Origin of the sequence: Mesorhizobium sp. L103C119B0, assembly GCF_000502235.1 — a bacterium.
Classification (GTDB): domain Bacteria; phylum Pseudomonadota; class Alphaproteobacteria; order Rhizobiales; family Rhizobiaceae; genus Mesorhizobium.
This window is the reverse complement of the sequence record NZ_AYXE01000005.1, coordinates 141,508-157,077: the sequence shown is the minus strand read 5'-3', so window position 1 is coordinate 157,077 and position 15,570 is coordinate 141,508. Positions and strand designations below refer to the sequence as shown.

14 protein-coding genes are annotated in these 15,570 nt (G+C 62.2%); 5 read left to right on the top strand and 9 right to left on the bottom strand.

The genetic code is table 11. The annotated features are described in order from the left end of the window. Positions 1-4 precede the first annotated feature (4 nt). The 4 genes from X728_RS156415 to X728_RS156430 all read left to right on the top strand — a co-directional run bounded on the left by X728_RS156415 (position 5) and on the right by X728_RS156430 (position 5,176). Positions 5-2,209 carry a hydantoinase B/oxoprolinase family protein gene (locus X728_RS156415; protein ID WP_023831211.1) on the top strand — a complete coding sequence of 735 codons (2,205 nt, stop codon included), beginning with the start codon at positions 5-7 and terminating at the stop codon, positions 2,207-2,209. Then, on the top strand, positions 2,206-2,691 hold the full coding sequence (locus X728_RS156420; protein WP_023668821.1) for an acetone carboxylase subunit gamma: 486 nt from the start codon (positions 2,206-2,208) through the stop codon (positions 2,689-2,691). Before X728_RS156415 ends, X728_RS156420 begins: the two co-directional genes overlap by 4 nt. 96 nt (positions 2,692-2,787) lie before the next feature. Next, the gene (locus tag X728_RS156425; RefSeq protein WP_023831210.1) at positions 2,788-3,615 is read left to right on the top strand and encodes an SDR family NAD(P)-dependent oxidoreductase; all 828 of its coding nucleotides are present in this window, start codon (positions 2,788-2,790) and stop codon (positions 3,613-3,615) included. 277 nt (positions 3,616-3,892) lie between these two features. Continuing rightward, positions 3,893-5,176 carry an O-antigen ligase gene (locus X728_RS156430; protein ID WP_023831209.1) on the top strand — a complete coding sequence of 428 codons (1,284 nt, stop codon included), beginning with the start codon at positions 3,893-3,895 and terminating at the stop codon, positions 5,174-5,176. Between the two features lie 10 nt (positions 5,177-5,186). Here X728_RS156430 and X728_RS1000000167760 read toward each other — a convergent pair whose 3' ends face one another. From X728_RS1000000167760 to X728_RS156440, 3 genes are all read right to left on the bottom strand, one after another. Then, positions 5,187-6,278 (bottom strand): acyltransferase, encoded by a 1,092-nt coding sequence (locus tag X728_RS1000000167760; protein ID WP_023831208.1) that lies wholly within the window; start codon positions 6,276-6,278, stop codon positions 5,187-5,189. A gap of 177 nt (positions 6,279-6,455) precedes the next feature. Beyond that, on the bottom strand, positions 6,456-7,679 hold the full coding sequence (locus X728_RS156435) for a polysaccharide biosynthesis/export family protein (RefSeq protein WP_032885928.1): 1,224 nt from the start codon (positions 7,677-7,679) through the stop codon (positions 6,456-6,458). Between the two features lie 217 nt (positions 7,680-7,896). Beyond that, positions 7,897-8,574 (bottom strand): sugar transferase, encoded by a 678-nt coding sequence (locus X728_RS156440; RefSeq protein ID WP_023668816.1) that lies wholly within the window; start codon positions 8,572-8,574, stop codon positions 7,897-7,899. Positions 8,575-9,181: 607 nt separating this feature from the next. On the opposite strand from X728_RS156440, the gene X728_RS156445 reads away from it, so the two are divergent. Beyond that, positions 9,182-9,454 carry a hypothetical protein gene (locus tag X728_RS156445; RefSeq protein WP_023711266.1) on the top strand — a complete coding sequence of 91 codons (273 nt, stop codon included), beginning with the start codon at positions 9,182-9,184 and terminating at the stop codon, positions 9,452-9,454. A 47-nt stretch (positions 9,455-9,501) separates the two neighbouring features. Here X728_RS156445 and X728_RS156450 read toward each other — a convergent pair whose 3' ends face one another. The 6 genes from X728_RS156450 to X728_RS1000000168630 all read right to left on the bottom strand — a co-directional run bounded on the left by X728_RS156450 (position 9,502) and on the right by X728_RS1000000168630 (position 15,215). Further along, positions 9,502-11,337 carry an ABC transporter ATP-binding protein gene (locus X728_RS156450; RefSeq protein WP_023831207.1) on the bottom strand — a complete coding sequence of 612 codons (1,836 nt, stop codon included), beginning with the start codon at positions 11,335-11,337 and terminating at the stop codon, positions 9,502-9,504. A gap of 5 nt (positions 11,338-11,342) precedes the next feature. Continuing rightward, positions 11,343-12,311, bottom strand: a complete 969-nt coding sequence (locus X728_RS156455) for an HPr kinase (protein ID WP_023715553.1) — start codon at positions 12,309-12,311, stop codon at positions 11,343-11,345. Then, positions 12,311-14,227: a lasso peptide isopeptide bond-forming cyclase gene (locus X728_RS156460; RefSeq protein ID WP_023831206.1), complete on the bottom strand. Its 1,917-nt coding sequence runs from the start codon at positions 14,225-14,227 to the stop codon at positions 12,311-12,313. The genes X728_RS156455 and X728_RS156460 overlap by 1 nt, the downstream gene beginning before the upstream one ends. 3 nt (positions 14,228-14,230) lie before the next feature. Beyond that, a complete protein-coding gene (locus X728_RS156465) occupies positions 14,231-14,605 on the bottom strand; it encodes a lasso peptide biosynthesis B2 protein (RefSeq protein ID WP_245266111.1) in 375 nt (124 codons plus the stop codon). A 25-nt stretch (positions 14,606-14,630) separates the two neighbouring features. Next, complete coding sequence (locus tag X728_RS156470) at positions 14,631-14,900, bottom strand: PqqD family protein (protein WP_245261370.1); 270 nt, start codon at positions 14,898-14,900, stop codon at positions 14,631-14,633. Between the two features lie 162 nt (positions 14,901-15,062). After that, positions 15,063-15,215: a lasso RiPP family leader peptide-containing protein gene (locus X728_RS1000000168630; RefSeq protein ID WP_023684233.1), complete on the bottom strand. Its 153-nt coding sequence runs from the start codon at positions 15,213-15,215 to the stop codon at positions 15,063-15,065. Positions 15,216-15,570 lie beyond the last annotated feature (355 nt).

The following is a 15,570-nucleotide window of genomic DNA, read 5'->3' as shown; positions in this document are numbered from 1 at the left end:
CGCCATGTTGGACAAACCTGCCTCGGCCCTGCGCCTGCGCGAACGGCTGCTCGAATCAGAACGGCTGATGGAAGAGACCGGCTGCTATGACGGCATCACCGAGCTCACGCTACGCAACCAGGACCCGCTGAAATTCGAGACGCTGCACACCAAGCTGCGCGCCTATTGCGTCTCGGCCCGCGAAATGGCCCGCCGCATCTCGGCCTCGCCCGGCGTGCGCGAAGTCGGCGAAATGGTGGTGGCGATCTATACGCCCGAGGGCGATGCGATCGCGCTGTCCAACGGCATCATGGTCCACGTCCACACGATGAGCCGCTTCATCAAGTGGATGATCAAGAACGATTACGAGGAAAACCCGAAGATCCGCGAAGGCGACATCTTTGCCAACAACGATGCCTTCATCGGCACCGTGCAGGTGCCCGACGTCATGGACGTGGTGCCGATCTTCCATGAAGGCACGCTGGTCGGCTGGGCAGGTGCCGTCTGCCACGAGCTGGAGGCCGGCGGCATCACGCCCGGCGGCGACGTCTGCCTGGCGCAGGAGCGCTTCACCGAAGGCCTGTTCGTCTGCGCCGAAAAGATCGGCGAGAATGACGAGATCCGGCGCGACTACGTCATCCGCTGCGAGCGCAATCTGCGCATGCCGATCTACTGGGTGCTCGACGAGAAGGCCAAGGTTGCCTCCTGCATCGACATGCGCGAAAGCGTCAAGCAGTTGATCTCGGAGATCGGCCTCGACTGCTGGATGAAGGTATCGAAGGAGTTCATCGAGGAGGGTCGTCGTGCCCAGCTCGCCCGCACCCGCCAGCTCACCGTGCCCGGCATCTATCGCGGCCACACCTTCTATGGCCATGTCACAGCGGGCAAGCCCGGCTTCCAGCTGCTTGGCGATCCCGACTGGCTCTACAACATCCCGATCGAGATGGAGATCACCACCGACGGCAAGATCACCATGGACTTCGAGGGCACGCAGCCCTGGGGCTACCATTCGATGAACTGCACGCCGGCCGGCATGGATGGAGGCATGTTCGTCACCTTGACCCAGCACATGAATTTCGAGGGCCTGGTCAATGACGGCGCCTGGATGGCGACCGAGCTGAAGCTGCCGCACGGCACCTGGACCAACCCCGCCAATGAGATGGTGGCGACCGCCACATCCTGGGCGCTGCTGCTGCCGGCCTATGGCGTGTTCCAGCGCCTTTTGTCGCGCGGCTTCGTCGCGCGCGGCTTCGTCGAGGAAGCCTTCGTCGGCCAGGTCAACAGCCCGATGATCGAGATGGGCGGCGAAAGCCAGTACGGCACGCCGTTCGGCATGGCGCATTTCGAATGCGCCGCCGCCGGCTCCGGCGCGCTCGCCATCGCCGATGGCCTCGACACCGCCTATGTCGGCTGGAATCCGGAATCCGACATGGGCAACATCGAGGTCTGGGAACAGTCGATGCCGATGGTCTATATCGGCCGCTCGATGATGCCCAATTCGGGCGGCGCCGGCAAATATCGCGGCGGCTGTTCCTTCGTCTCGACCTGGCTGATCAACAAGACCTCGCACCTGCGACTGCACACTTCGGAACACTCCTCGCGGGTATTCGACAATGGCGGCATGTGCGGCGGTTATCCCGCGCCAACCTGCCAGAAGCATCGCGCGGTGCGCAACTCCAACATCCACGAACTGGCGGCGAAAGGCGAACCGCTCGCGCATGCCCCAGGTATCGATCCGCATGTCTCCGACTACGAGAAGAACATCGGCGGCGACCATGCCGTGGTCGAAGGCCCCTACATCACCTCGCCGCACAAGTCGGGGGACATCTTCAGCCATTCCTACAATGGTGGCGGCGGTTACGGCGACGTGCTGGAGCGCGATCCGGTCAAGACCGCCTGGGATGTCGAGAACGGTTTTCTCACCCGCCAGGCGGCGATCCAGATTTTCGGCATCGTGCTGAAGGACGACGCCGAGGGTTATCCGGTTGCCGATATCGACGCCACCGTCGAACGTCGTGCCGCCATGCGCAGAGAGCGTCTGGCCAAGGCGATCCCGGTTTCGGACTGGATCGCTGCCGAACGCGGCCGTGTCGAGAAGGCCGACTTCGCGCCCGAGGTGAAGAAAATGTATGCCAGCGCGATCAAGCTATCGTCGCGCTTCACCAGGGATTTCAGTGATTTCTGGACCATCGACGCCAGATCGATCTTCATGCCGGGAGCAAAGCCATGACCTCATACAGCAAGGAAGTCCTCGGCGATCTCTCAGCCGGCAAGCTGCCCTGGCCTCAGACAAAGCGCATCATGAGCGCCTACAAGGACGACGACCGCTTCTTCAAGATGCTCGCCGTCTATCAGGACCGTGTCGCATGGAAGGACCCGATCCTGCTGCCGGTCTCGGATCACCTCTTCATCTGCCAAAGCGGCGATGAACGGATCACCCGCTGCGAATGCGGCCACTCTTTCGGCGACTACCGCAAGAACTGGAAGCTCAAGGCTGCGATCAACGTGCGAAACACCGAGGAAGCGCTGCGCGAGATCTATCCCAACAGCGATATCCCCGATCCGCAATGGATGGAAATCCGCGAATTTATCTGCCCGCAATGCGGCACCATGCACGAGGTCGAGGCGGCAGCACCCGGCTATCCGATCGTGCATGATTTCGAACCCGATCTCGAAGGCTTCTATCGCGAGTGGCTGGGCAAACCGCTTTAGCGACGTGGTGACCAGCGCTGCAGGCAAGGTAGCGCTCGTCACCGGGCTGGGTCTAAGACGATCGCATCAAACGTCGGCATCGGAGATTCACTGCCCATGACAGACCTTTCCGGCCGCAGCGCGATCGTCACCGGCGGGTTTTCCGGCATGGGCTTCGCCATTGCGACGGCGTTGGCGCAAGCCGGCGCCAATGTCGCCGTCGGCTCCTACATCGCGCCCGCCGGCGCCGACAGATCCGACGCCGCCTATTATCCCGGCGCCGACGAAATCGAGCGCGTGCGGTTGGCCCTGTCGGCACACGGCACCAGGGTTTATGCCGCCCATCTCGATGTCCGCGACAGCGATGTGACCGACCGGTTTGCGGCTGACGCACAAGCCGCCATCGGCCCGGCCGACATACTGGTCAATGCTGCGGGCACCACCGCCGAACAGCCGGTCTGCGGCCATTCCGACGCACTGTGGGACAAGATCGTCGACACTAATCTCAGCGGAGCGTTCCGCGTCACCCGAGCTGTGCTGCCCGGCATGATCGCGCGCGACTGGGGCCGTATCGTCAACATCGGCTCGACAGCGGCTTCCGTCGGCTGGAAGGACAACCCGGCCTACTGCGCCTCGAAGGCCGGGCTGCTCGGCCTTACCCGCTGCGTGGCGCTGGAAGGCGCCGCGCACGGTGTCACCTGCGTCATGATCAGCCCGACCTGGGTCGAGACCGAACTGATGCGCCGCAACGTGGCGCAGGTCGTCGAGCGTGAGGGCAAGGGCAGAACCGCCGAGGAAGCGATGGCCGAGATCGCCAAGGGCAATCCCCAGCAGCGCATGCTGCAGCCGCAGGAAATCGCGGCTCTAGCCGTGTTCCTGTGCTCGGATCTGGCCAAGGGCATCACCATGGAAAACATCCAGATCACCGGCGGAGCGCTGTGGTAGCGGCCACAGTTTGAATTTTCGAACGAGCGAGCCGCATTAACGCCATTTGTCGGTTGCATGGTCGTTTTGGCCCTGCCTGCAGCAACTTTACCCCTCGCGGCAAATTTACCATTGAGTGACAGGCGATAGAGAGGTTATATTGTGCACTGCACAATGGATGCCCGCTGATCGGGGTCCGGCAAGGGCAGGTTCCGGCGATCGCGCATGACGCAGAAAAGCCGACCATGGGCGCTTCAGCCCAGCCGAAAGGCGGCAGCATGAGAAATCCGGTACGGATATGAAGATCCCGAAATCCATTCTGATCGATCCGGACAACAACAAGGCCTATGCCGCCTTCGCCGTTGCGGTGTCGGTCTTTGCCTTCGCCTACTCCACCAATTTCGGCCAGATCCTGATCCTCGCCTACTATCTGGTATGGCTGCCGCTGCTGTTCGTCGATTACCGGCGTTTCGCCCGCGATCTCTCCAGCGCCTGGCTGCCGCTGCTGTTTGCGGCCTATGTCTGCCTGTCGCTGTTCTGGTCGCAAGCGGCCGGCACCAGCGCGCGGGCGGGGCTGCAATATTTCTCCCACATGCTGTGCGCCTACATCGCGGCGCGCACCATCAGCACGCGCACGCTGGTGCTGGGCTCGCTGATCGGCATCTTCATCGTGCTGCTGTATTCGCTGAAGGTTGGCGCCTATGCGCTCGACACTATCGACGGCACCACCAATTTCGTCGGCGCCTTCGGCTCCAAGAACCAGATCGGCTTCTTCGCCTCGCTCGGCATCTTCTTCTGCTTCGCTTTTCTGGCCTTCTACCGGCGCAACTGGATGAGCTTCGTCTGGGCCGCGCCGATCATCCTGCTGTCGGTCTATATGCTGGCGATCGCCCACTCGGCGACGTCGGTCGCTTCGCTTCCGGCGGTGATCGGTGTCGTTGCCTTGCTTGCCATGAGCAAGGTTCTGTCACGCCGCTACCGCCGCGTGCTGTTCGTCGTCGGCGCTACCGCGCTGGTCGGCGGTGTGATGGCTGCGCTGAACCTTGGCCTGCTCGATGTCGTGCTCGGCATCTTCGGCAAGGATTCGACGCTGACCGGCCGCACCTATCTCTGGGAACAGGGCTGGGCCGCCGCGCAGCAGCGTCCGGTGCTCGGTTATGGCTATGCCGCCTACTGGATCCAGGGTTTTGCCGATCCGGAACGGCTCTGGGCCGAGTTCTACATCTCCACCCGCACCGGCTTCCATTTCCACAACACCTATATCGAGACGCTGGTCGAGCTCGGCTTCATCGGCGTGACGATGCTGGCGCTGATCATCCTGCGCTCCTTCTGGGGCCATGTTTCGAAGGTGGTGTTCGGTGACTGGAGCGCCGATTCAGTGGTGCTCGCCGGCGCGGTCGGCATGATGCTGATCCGCTCCTTCTTCGAGGTCGAGATCCTCGGCCCCTATTTCATGGCCTCGTTCATCGTCTATTACGGCCTGTTCAAGCTGCGCCCGGTGCCGCTCGCCAGGGCAAGGCGGGCCTATGTTCCGGTGCCGGACGAGAACACCGCCAACGGCCGCATGCCGGCGCGCGTCTGACTTGCTTATCTCAGGCGACGGCGCGCTTGCGCAGCATCAGCCGCTGCAGGAAGCGGCGCAACGGCTCGTCATAGAGGCGCGTGGCGATGTCGGCGATGACGATGACGGAAACCGCCATGACGATGCCGAACCAGGGATGATGCGCGAACGGGTCGATCGCTGCGGCCTTGCCCGCCCCGGCGATGATCATCAGCAGCGGCGTGTGGATGATGTAGATTGGGTAGGAAATCCGCCCCAGCCAGCCATAGAGGCCTGACAGGCGCGGCGCCGTCGGCGCAATGGTGCCGACCACCACCAGCGCCGGGAAGACCAGGACGACGCAGGCGAGATCGTAGGCGACGCGCGCGCCGCCGGCCGGCGCGATGGCAAAGACAACGAGCGTCAGTGCGATCGCGGCCTCTATCCACCAGCCGCGCCGCAGAAAGCCGAGCCCCCTTTGATAGCGTGTCATGGACCGGCAAAGCAGCACGCCCAGGAAGAACGAGAAACAGACGCGTGGCAGGCCGCCGATGATAGTCGATCCGGTCATGCCGAAGTCGAGGGTGCCGGCCACGATCGAAGCGATGACCAGCAGCACCAGACTGACGGCGATGAGCGTGCTCAGCACGCGTTTCGTCAGCAGGAAGAAGACGGCGACATAGGCTATGTTGACGATCAGCTCGAAGAACAGCGACCACGAGGCGGGGTTGAGCGGAAAGATCGTGTGATAGGCATCGCTGACCAGCGGGATGAAGAACATGCCGGTCGTCAGCATGGTGCCGATCTCGGAGATCGGCATGTATTCCGCCGGAATCAGCCGGTTCTTGACGATGAGATAGAAGAAACCGAGCAGCGTGCCGGCGAGGTAGAGCGGGTAGAGGCGTATCAGGCGGATCGCCAGGAACGTGCCGAAGCCCATGCCGTTTTCGATCTTGCGGTCATAGGCATGCGCGATGACGAAGCCGCTGAGCAGGAAGAACAGGTCGACCGCCAGATAGCTCGACGGCAGCACCTTGCCGGCGGCCAGGAACGGCGAGAAGTGGTAGAGCATGACGCTGATCGCCGCGACGCCGCGGATGGCATCGAGATTGAGGTAGACGTGGCGCGGTGCGGCGGGCTGCATGGAATGCCTTCAAGCGGTCGAAAAACGGAAGTTCCCGCCCGCACCCTGGCGCGAACGAGCCGAACTGGTTCCTCCCGCCTCCATCGCGCGGGCCTCGCCGAGCGAGCCCGCGCGCTAGAGCAATTCCGGGAAAAGTGGGAAACGGATTTCCGTCCGGAATTGCTCCAAACAAACAGGTTACTGGCTGGCCGTCGGCGCCAGCTTCACCTTGATGACGTCGCCCGGCAGCACCGGCGTATCTTCCTTCGCGTCGATCTCGCTGGTCTTGCCGTCGGTCACGCGCACCAGCGAATAGATGAGCGCCGGCTCTTCATTGTTGTTTGTGATGGCGGCGGTCGTGGCCGGGTCCGATGCCTGGGCCATCAGGCCCTGTTGCATGTTGACCCTGAGTGCGGCTTCGTTGAGGTCTGCTTCGACCTGCTGCCGGTCGGCGGCAAGTCTCGAGTTCAACGTGTTCTGGGCATCGATGGCATCCTGCGTCGCCTTGCTGACCGACTGCTTGGCGGTGAGGATCGCCGTCTCATAGTCCAGGATCTTGCCCTGCAGATCGGTGACCGACTGTTGCGAGGAAAGCAGGCGTGCGTTGGCGACCAGGCCCTTTTGCGCCAGCGGACCGATACTGTCCGCCTGCTGCTGCGCCAGGTCGACCTGCTTTTGCTGGTTGACGATCTTTTTCTGCAGCGCCTCGATTTCGGACTGCAGGACCCCCTTCAGATCGTCAAGCGCCTGCAGCTTCAGCTTCAACGCTTTCTGGTCGGAGATCAGGATCTGCATTTCGTCGGCGACGATTGTCGCCAGGCGCGGGTCGCCCTCAACTTCCTTAGGCGCCTCGAAACTCTCCTTGCCGGCGAGATCGGCATCGATGCGGGCACGCTTGACGATCAACCGCACGCGCTGGTCGTCATAAATGTCGAAATTGCCCTTGGCGGTGATCAGGTCCTTGCCGAGCTGGGTGCCCAAATCGGCGTTGCGCCGGATGCCGCCGGCGATGCTGATCGCCTTGAGCACGGTCAGCTCCGGCACATAGGGAAACTGGCCAGGCGTCTGGATCTCGCCCGAGATGTAGAACGGCCGGAACTGCACCATTTCCACCGAGGCTTCCGGCTTGTCCGACAAGGCAAGCTTGCGCTGCAGGGCGACGCTGATCGCGGCCGCAACCTCTGACGTGGTCTTGCCGGCGGCCGGCAGTTCGCCGACGAACGGCACCGACAAATTGCCGGCTGGACCGACCGAATATTCGCCGTTTACCGCCGACCAGTCACGGAACGTGCCTTCCACCGTCTGCCACTCGGCGACGCGGATGTTGAGCTTGTCCTGCGAGCCGAGCCGGTACTCGTCGGCCATGGCCGGAACCGCGAGTGACAGAGCGAGGCACGTGGCGACGAGCCGTGCCGGCCGCATCGGGCCGGCAAGGCGAAAATACGCTGATATGTCTGTTTTCAACTGACGTTTCCGATCCGTTTTGGCCCCATCCGCCCGATAGGCCTGCTGCCGAGTGCCTCCTTCGGAACCTGGCAGAACACTATGGCTGCAATGCGAGACCGGCCCATCGCCGAATAGCTTTGGACCGGATTGGCTTCGGGCCGTGCCGGCCCGACTGCTGACCAGTTGCGGTCGGTCAGTAGGAACCGCGCGACATCCACACCGCGGGCACGGTCTTGAGGATGATGCGAACGTCTTCGAACAGCGACCAGTTCTCGACATAGTGACGGTCGAACGCGACGCGACTGTCATAGGAGACATCGTTGCGTCCGCTGACCTGCCAGAGCCCGGTCAGGCCCGGCCGCGACTTCAAATAATAGACCGCGGCGCTGCCGTAGATCTCAAGCTCGTCGCGCACCACCGGGCGAGGCCCGACAAGGCTCATGTCGCCCTGCAGGATGTTGATGATCTGCGGCAGCTCGTCGAGGCTGAGCTTGCGCAGAACGGCGCCGACGCGGGTGACGCGCGGATCGTTCTTCAGCTTGCGGGTCGCGATCCATTCGGCGTTGGCTTCCGGATTGGCCGCGAGATAGGCGGCCAGCACACGTTCGCCGTCTTCGACCATGGTGCGGAACTTGAGGCAGGGGAAAATCCGCCCACCGCGTCCGATGCGCTTGTGGCCGTAGAAGATCGAGCCGCCGTCGGAAAGCTTGACCAGAAGGGCCACCATCAGGAACAGCGGGCTAAGCGCCACCAGGCCGACAAGTGAACCGAAAATATCGAAACTGCGCTTCAGCAGCCCGCCGATGGGTGGCGGAAAATCTACGCCGACATGCGAAAATGCCGCATTAGCCGACTTGGCAACGTCCCTCATGCAAAAGCTCCATACGTTGAACGGATGGTTTATGCCACGATACCAAAAAAATGCTGCAGCGCAACACACAATTTCCCATATGGCTGAAATAGTCACGTCAGGAATTGACTAAATAATAAACCCACCTTGCCCAAATTTTGCCCTTTATGGCGGGTTTGTGACGAATAATTAGCAACCGTAGGAAATGTAATGCCTTTTTTCGGCGGGTTTTGGGCAAATCGTCCTTTGCCGCAGAGGGAACGGCTTTAACTGATTTTCGAATCACTGGCTTTGCTAAATTAATCAAGTAAAATACTAATCAACATTGCAGATTCTACTGTAGTATAAAGCGCATGACGAGTTAGGCCACCACCCCTGCGTGTGCATCGCAGCATGGCGGAGTCCAAGCCGCCGCCAAGCCGAAAATTATTGCTGGTTGCCCTTGCCGTCAGTTTCGCGCCTTAATAGAGTCGCAAATTATTCCTGATAGAGTCTGGATGGGTTGGGAAGGCCGGAAGCAACCGGCCGAAAAAGAGCAGCTAAATAAGCTCGCATGGCGAATGGGGAGATACTCGGGTGGGTAAGTCATCGCTTTTGCATGCTCGGGCCGGTTGACGGGCCGCCGAACATGTCATTACCAAAATTCGTCATTGGAATGGTTTTCGCCCTCGCGATCGTGGTCGCGTGGTCCTATGTCGACGGCGCGACGGTCACCACAACGGTGCTTCGCGTCATCGGCTGCGCTGTCCTCATCCAAGTCGGTTATTTCCTGCTGGTGTATGTTATGATCGCCAGGAGCGCGCCGACATCGGCCGACAGGGCTCGCGACGCCGAAAGAAGCCTCGGCGCCGACAAGGCGGTTGAAGGCGAGAAGCTCTCGGCGAGGCGCAGCGTGCATTGAACAGTCTGAAGCCGCAAGGTCGGCCTCGGATCATCTTGCAGCCGGACTCAGCCTGCTTCGGCCGGCTCGGGTTCGGATTGCTCGCCTGAAAGCATTTTCGACAGGCGGCTGCCGGCCTTCGCTTTCAACCTCTGATATTGCCCGACTTCGACGATTCGTCCGTTTTCGACTGCAACCACCCAGTCGGCGAAGGCGATCATCGATGGCCTGTGCGCAATGGTCAGGATCGTCATCGATCCGCGCAAGCCGTCGATCGATTTGGCGATCAGGGACTGGTTCTGCCAGTCGAGCGCGCTGGTCGCCTCGTCGAGAATGAGCAGCGAAGGTTTGCGCAGCAGCGCGCGCGCCAGCGCGATGCGCTGGCGTTCGCCGCCCGAGAGCCGGACGCCGCGGTCGCCGACCACCGTGTCGAGCCGCAACTCCAGCCGCTCGACGAAGTCGGCGCCATGCGCAGCGCGCAGTGCAGTCCACAGCTCCGCGTCACTGGCTTGCGGCGCGGCAAGGCGCAGATTGGCGGCGATCGTATCGTGCAGCAGGAACACGTCTTGCGGCACATACGCCACCTGGTCGCGCCAGCGCCGGCGGTTGGCGGCGCCGATCTCGACGTCATCGGCCAGGATTTTGCCCTCGCTCGGTTCGAGCAGGCCAAGCAGCATGTCGGCAAGCGTGCTCTTGCCCGATCCTGACGGACCGATCAGCGCCGTTACCTTGCCGGCGGGTAGGCCAAAGGTGACATCGCTCACCACCGGCTTGCCGCCCGCCTCATAGGCAAAGGAGACATTGCGTATGTTGAGCCCGACATCGAGCGACAGCTTGGCATCCGATTCGAGGTTTGCCGGCTCGCGCTCGGCATCGAAACGCGCCTGCATGTCGCGCATCGAGGCATAGGCCGGCAGATTGATCAGCACCTGCTGCGCCTGCATCTGCATGTCCATGAAGCGCGGCGCAATGCGCATGAACACCAGAAGCAGGACAACGATCTCGGCCAGCGAGAGGTTGAAGCGGACCAAAGCGACATAGATGAACAGGCTCAGACCAATGACGCTGGCGACCTGGAACAGAGCGGTGCCGATGGTGCTGTTGCGGACATAGTTGATGTTGTCGGCCTTCATCTTCTCCAGCGTCGCGCGAAGCTGCGCGTAATAGGTCGCCTCGACATTCAGGCTCTTGGCCACCTTGATGCCGCCGAGGAACTCCGAGACCGTTCGGTACTGCTCCTGGCGATTGCTGGTCAAAACCCGGCCGAAGGCGCTGGCTCGTGCCCGAAACGGCTGCAGCGCCAGGAAGGTGACGATGCCGACGACAATGGCAAACGCCGTCATCACTGTCGAAATGAACAGCGAGACAACGAGATAACCCGCCAGAAGCACGGTGATCTGCACCAGCATCAGCAGCGAGAACGCCGCCGACTGCACGCGGTCGATATCGCCGGTCAGCGCATGGTCGAGATCGGAGCTGCGCATGCGCGCGAATATCCCCCACCGCGCCTTGCCGATGCTCTCGAACAGGTTCATGCGCAGGCGATTGATGAAGTCGAGCAGCAGCCGCGCCATGTAGACGGATTTATAGCGGTTGAACGCTGCCTGCAGCGCGACAAGCCCGACCAGCAGGCAAAGCACCGTGGTCAATTGCAGCGTTCCGTCCGGAGCCAGCCAGCGCACCCAGTCGCGGTCAGGCAACCTGACCGCGAAATTCTGCTCGGGTCGCCCGACCAGATGCAGCAGCGGCACCAGAAGCAGGATCGAGATGCCTTCGGTCAGGCTTCCCAGGATCAGGAACAGCAATGCCGTGAAGGTCCTGCGCCCGCCGATCCGGGCCATGGCGGCGCCGAAACCGGCGACATCGCGGTAAAACGAAAAGCGCAGGATCTGCGATGCGGACATGTCAGTCACCGCGGCCCTTTGTCGGCCGCCAGATCGTTTTCGATCAGGGCGACGGCTTCGCCGATACGGTCGAGCCCGGTCGGCACTTCGAGGCGACAGACGCCGATCTGGCTGGCCAGGGCCGCGCATTGGCGAAGATGTGTCGTGGCAAAATCGCCGACCAGGGCTGGACGGCCGAAACGCGTCACATAGGAAAATTTGATGATGGCCGGCAGGGCGCCGATGCCTGGCAGCGGCGTGATCGCTGCCTTGTCGCTGCGCTCGAGGATATAAATCCGGGTCGCCGGCACCGCGTCTGCCGCAAATCCGGCGTGCAGGCGATGCTGCATCTTGTCGATCGCCGCATGCACCTGCGGGCGTATTTCTGCCTGGCGGATGGGAAACGCGGCGGCCGCATCGGCGGCGAGTTTCAGCTGCGGAAAGCCCGGAACGATCATCGGCCGGTCCGTGAGATCGAGCGCCACGACATCGTCGGTCAGCAAGCGATGGCCGGCCCGGATCATCGCGCTTGCAGTCGTCGATTTGCCGGCGCCCTTGTCGCCCATGAAGACAGCGCTCTTGCCGCCGACCGCAATGGCGCTGGCGTGCAGGATGAGCAGGCCGCGCTGGTGCAGGAGCAGTGCCATGACCGGACCGAGCAGCGGAAACGCCAGCAGCGCATCGTCGACATCGGGCGCCGGCTCCACCTCGATGCGGCAGGCATCGGTGATCAGGAAGGCGCCGACCGTCTGCCATGCCAAATATTGCTGCCGCGGCTCGAAACGGAAAGCAGTTCCGGTCTCGGGCGAGGGTTTTGGCAGGTCGATCGGGCCGACGGTGATCAGCACATCGACGCAAGCTGGTTCGCTCGGCTCTAGCTCTGGCAGTTCGACCTGCGAAGCGATCGTCAGCCCATAGGCTTTGTAGAAGTGCTGTGCGCGAGCAGCAATTGCATGGCGGTCATCAGCGGCAAGAGGCATGTTGGCCGGCATCATCAGTGGCTCCCGCGCTGTTGCACCTGCCGCAGCCACAACGATAGCGAAATCGAACGCCATACATACTGGACATCGGGCAAGGTCGCGGCCTCGGGTTGGCTGGAAATGCGGCCATAGGCGGCGGTCACCTCAGGCAGGTTGACGTAAGGGGCAATCCGCGCCGCATCTTTCACCAGCACCTTGTCCAGGAGATCGCGGTGATTGCCCAGCATGCCTTTGACCAAATTGGAGGTGAAATCGATCTTGTCGCGCCGCCACTGCACCGCCGGGGGCAAAATTCCTTCCATGGCACGGCGCAACACCGAGCGGCCAAAGCCCTGGTTCAGCTTTTCCGCGCCGGGCAGTGCCAGGCAGAACTCGACCAGCGGCTTGTCCCAGAAGGGGTAGCGCGGCTCGACGCCGAAATTGGCGGCGGCCTTGTCGAGAACCTCGAAGGCGTGCGGCACCATGCCGTTCGACAGCAGCCAGCGATGGGTCAAGGTCTCGCTGGCGCTGACCGCGGGCGGCATATAGCCGGCCCTGCGGAACCGTTCGACGAGGTCGGTACGCATCGCCAGGTCCGGATTGATCAGGGCGCGCCAGCTCGTCGCCGGCCGCCCAGTGGGATGGCGCCGCAATTTGCCAAGCACGCGGTTCGCGAACCGCTTGATTCTCGCGATGCGCCAGGCCGGCCCGTAAAGGGTAAGGAACTGGTAGTAGAGGCCGAGCATGCCATCGCCATAGGTGTTGGAGGCGCTGCGCAGCTCGCGCCACAGCTCCATCCATTTGCCGGCATAGGCGAGTTCGTGCAGATGGCCGTGGCCCTGCGAAACCACCTCGTCGCCGCCATGGCCGTCCAGCAGCACCTTCATGCCCTTGGCGCCGGCGGTCCTGTAGATGTCGCGGGTCAGCGACAGGCCGGGGGCCAGGAACGTTTCCTCCTGCTCTTCCAGAATGCGTTCGAACTCGGCGAAGGGCGCGTAGTTGCCGACGGAAATCAAAGTGCCGTCGACCTTCTCCTGTCCAAGCACTGCCTCGATGAAAGGCCGCTCGTCCATCGGCGAACCCTTTTCGAACACCAGCGAAAACGTCGGCAGCCTCGGCTTTCTCTGCGCGGCATTCTGAAGGCCCGCCACGCAGGCGATCGAGGAGGAATCGAGCCCTCCGCTCAGCATTGCGCCGACCGCAGGCGTGCCGCGCATACGGTTGCGGACCGATCGCGAAAACAGATGCCGGAATTCCTCGGCCGTATCCGATCGCATCGGCCTTGGCGAGGGTTCGATCTGCCAGTAGCGGCGCAGCACCACCTGGTTGCCGGTCACTGTCAGACTGTGGCGCGCCGGCAGGCGGAAGATATCGGCATAGGCTGTCGACTGCGGATCGTCGGGCAGCCCGGCCAGGAATCCCGAAATCTGGTGTTCGCTGATGCGCATGTCGACGCCGCCGGCATCGAGGATCGGCCCGATCTCCGAGGCAAAGACGAAGCGCCGGTCGCTCGAATGATAGTAGAACGGTTTGACGCCGAAATGGTCGCGCACGCAAAACAGCTGCCGGCGCTCGCCATCCCAGATGGCAAAGGCGAAGTCGCCTTGCAGATGCTCGGGGCAGGCTTCGCCCCAGCGCAGATAGGCGCGCATCACAAGCACGGCGTCGGCAACCGAACTGTCCCTGATGCCGAGCCTGGCCAGCAATTCGTCGCGATTGTCCAGCCGGCAGTCCGCGGTGATCGCGAGCTTGCCGCCGGCCATGGTCAGCGGGCCGGGGCCGGCTTCATCGGTGGTGTTGAGCCAGGCGTGGCCAAGAACGACGCCCTCGTCCATCCACCACGAACTGCCGTCAGGCGCGCGATGTTGCATGCGGGCAAGCATGCGCTGGATGCCGGCCGCGGCGGCCTTCCTGCCTTCCTGCCTCAGCAGAATTCCGGCGACGCCGCTCATCGCTCAATGGCCGTGGTCGACGAGATGGTTAAACCCGCCAAGCGAGCCGCCGAGCACGATGTGGTCGCCGCTGACCAGCCAGGCATGCGCCTTCAACTCGGTGCCGGTATCGCGCTCGATGCCGATGCGGATTTTTGAGGCGTTGCCCTGGCGGGCAAGCAAATATTGGCCGGAAAGCGCTTGGGTCAGACAGCTTGCGCCAGGCACCAGGCGGGCAGCCGCAGCCACGCCCCAGGCGACACGCCTGAGATCGCCGATGTCGGCTGGTTCGCGCGCGTCGAGCCGGGTCACCATGCGGCGCACTTTGTTGTAGGAAAGCAGCGTCAGCCCCAGCCGCACCGACACGACCACCGCAAGGCAGTGGGCGAGAAAGAGCATCTCCGGCCCGCTCAGTGAGAAAGCTCTAGACAAGTTCCTCATCATGGAGCCTCGCAAGCCCAGCGTCCGCCAAGCCCTTCAACAATCCATCGACATCGGCCTTGCAGCGTTCCGGATCGACATTGTAGCGATCCAGCACGGCGCTGCGGATTTCGGAAATCGGCCGCGGCTCCTGGATCAGCTCCCAGATATAGGCGCCGACGCCGTTCAGGCTGTAATAGATGTTGGACCTCATATCGAGCAGCGCTAGGCCGTTGCCGAATTCGCAGGCCACGGCATCCTTGCTCGCGCTCATCCGATCATGGTCCGTGGGGTTCCAGTCCATTCCTAAACCTCGCTCACAACCAACGCTTCGGCAATTCCGGACAAAAACGCGAGAGCCGGGGTTTGACCCCCGACTCTCCTTAGTGCGCTCTGTTTGCAGAGTCCGGACTTTGTCACCCCAACGAGAGAATACTCAGGAGAAGGTGAGTTCGCCGACCGGCGTATGTGCCGGAAACGAGGCGTCGAGTGCCGTAGTACCGCTACCGCCTTGCGTGATGGTCTCGATCGAGCCGTGGACCGTCAGGCTAGGGGTTTCGTACTCATGCTTTTCAACATTCTGTTCCAATTTACTCTCCACTTGTGGACTGGAAGCGGCCTGTCGATTGCCGGCAGCGAGCTATTGCTGCACCGCAATAGCTGCATGGCAGCATTTATGAGTCAAGCCTGATTTACCAGCCGTTAATCAATTCTCGGTTGCGACTCCCTTCAATGGTGATCAAAGCGCTTTGCATTTCACATCTCAGGAGAATTCAGCAGAGTGTCCGAGGCCGTATCTGATTTAATTACGTTAAATTTTCCTTCGAATGCTCCTCACTTGGGCGCTGGCGCATTCCCACAAAAATTGTTGCTGACGTACCCGCCACAAGCCCCGATCAGGCGGCGCCTTGCATCTCGTTGTAGGACTGTGTTGCGAAACGTTC

Excerpts from the sequence above, each read along its gene's own strand:
- X728_RS156445 (WP_023711266.1), top strand. The coding sequence starts at position 9,182 with ATGTCATTACCAAAATTCGTCATTGGAATGGTTTTCGCCCTCGCGATC.
- X728_RS156425 (WP_023831210.1), top strand. The coding sequence starts at position 2,788 with ATGACAGACCTTTCCGGCCGCAGCGCGATCGTCACCGGCGGGTTTTCC.
- X728_RS156455 (WP_023715553.1), bottom strand. The coding sequence starts at position 12,311 with ATGATGCCGGCCAACATGCCTCTTGCCGCTGATGACCGCCATGCAATT.
- X728_RS156470 (WP_245261370.1), bottom strand. The coding sequence starts at position 14,900 with ATGAGCGCGAGCAAGGATGCCGTGGCCTGCGAATTCGGCAACGGCCTA.
- X728_RS156415 (WP_023831211.1), top strand. The coding sequence starts at position 5 with ATGTTGGACAAACCTGCCTCGGCCCTGCGCCTGCGCGAACGGCTGCTC.
- X728_RS156440 (WP_023668816.1), bottom strand. The coding sequence starts at position 8,574 with ATGAGGGACGTTGCCAAGTCGGCTAATGCGGCATTTTCGCATGTCGGC.
- X728_RS156460 (WP_023831206.1), bottom strand. The coding sequence starts at position 14,227 with ATGAGCGGCGTCGCCGGAATTCTGCTGAGGCAGGAAGGCAGGAAGGCC.
- X728_RS156465 (WP_245266111.1), bottom strand. The coding sequence starts at position 14,605 with ATGCTCTTTCTCGCCCACTGCCTTGCGGTGGTCGTGTCGGTGCGGCTG.
- X728_RS156450 (WP_023831207.1), bottom strand. The coding sequence starts at position 11,337 with ATGTCCGCATCGCAGATCCTGCGCTTTTCGTTTTACCGCGATGTCGCC.
- X728_RS1000000167760 (WP_023831208.1), bottom strand. The coding sequence starts at position 6,278 with ATGCAGCCCGCCGCACCGCGCCACGTCTACCTCAATCTCGATGCCATC.
- X728_RS156435 (WP_032885928.1), bottom strand. The coding sequence starts at position 7,679 with ATGCGGCCGGCACGGCTCGTCGCCACGTGCCTCGCTCTGTCACTCGCG.
- X728_RS156430 (WP_023831209.1), top strand. The coding sequence starts at position 3,893 with ATGAAGATCCCGAAATCCATTCTGATCGATCCGGACAACAACAAGGCC.
- X728_RS156420 (WP_023668821.1), top strand. The coding sequence starts at position 2,206 with ATGACCTCATACAGCAAGGAAGTCCTCGGCGATCTCTCAGCCGGCAAG.